The organism is Salipiger sp. 1_MG-2023, assembly GCF_030547555.1.
Lineage (GTDB): Bacteria > Pseudomonadota > Alphaproteobacteria > Rhodobacterales > Rhodobacteraceae > Salipiger.
The window spans coordinates 1-1104 of record NZ_JAUOQN010000160.1; the positions used below are offsets into that span (position 1 = coordinate 1).

1 protein-coding gene is annotated in these 1104 nt (G+C 65.2%); it reads right to left on the reverse strand.

The window, feature by feature from the left end; genetic code table 11:
* Positions 1 to 293: 293 nt before the first annotated feature.
* Positions 294 to 464 (reverse strand): hypothetical protein, encoded by a 171-nt coding sequence (locus tag Q4543_RS24375; protein ID WP_303442743.1) that lies wholly within the window; start codon positions 462 to 464, stop codon positions 294 to 296.
* Positions 465 to 1104 lie beyond the last annotated feature (640 nt).

Here is a 1104-nt window from a genome sequence, read left to right on the forward strand (position 1 = left end):
CCCTCCCCCGCGCTGCTCAGTAGCCGCGCGCCCGGTCGACCATGAACTCCGACCGCGGGCCCCGCGCCAAGGCGCGGACGGCCTCGATCAGCTGAGTCGCGACGATATTGGGCGACGAGTGGCGCGCCAAATGGGGGCTAATCCTGATCGTCGGATGCCGCCACCCGCGACAGGGGGGCCCGCCGGAAACGTCCAGAGAGGCACCGGCAAGTTCCCACCATCGAGCGCACCGAGCAGTTCCGCGTCGACGAGGGGATCGCTTCCGCCGATCTGCAAGAGGTAGCCCCCCGAACTCAGCCGCGCGAAGAGCCCCGCACCGAGGGCATTTCCGTTGCTTCGGTCAACTGCAGCGCGTTGATCTGATAATTCGCCTCTCCTGCCGCATCATGCACCGCCTGCGGTCCCGAGAGGTAGGTCACCCGTTCGAGCTGCGTTTCCTGCCGCGCGCGAGGCGACCCGGACACGGTAGCCCAAGGTCGAAGGGACCCGCACGATCGCCTGCTCGCTGGGGCCAAAGCCCAGGATCGCGACGGTCGCGGATTTCAGACACCGCATCTCGACCCGTGCCCAATCGCACCGCGCCGCCGCGTCGTCCATGACGCCGAAGGCCCGTTCGTGGTGCTGCACTTCATGCGCCGCGAGGCGCGGCATGTGCTTGGCCTGCTCCGTGTCGCGGACGCTATGACCGGGATCGGCCGGGCAGCCGTTCGCGCCCTGCCGAGTTTCTCCAACCAACCAAGCTTGCCGGAGATTTATGGCGCATGGCTGCGGGCCAGCCACAGACGGCGAACACCGCTCGGTAGCGGCTATCGCGCAGGTCCTTTCCGGCTGGACCACGACGATCGGGTCTCCACGCCCCTGTGGGCTTTTCTGCGCGAATACCGAGGGGTATTTATCTCGTGAATTGAGCGTGTTAGCTGGACTCTATGAGTCGGCCCATGCCGCCGAGCTATAAGACCAAGAAATGGCCGACCCACCACAAAGGATTGAAGCGGCGCGGCGCTTTGTCGATCCCTCGACCTGCGGGGGTAATCCCCCCCCGATCTTAAGTGGATGCGGAAGTAGAATTTTCTCGGCAGGATGAACGAGGAGATTCCGATGAAG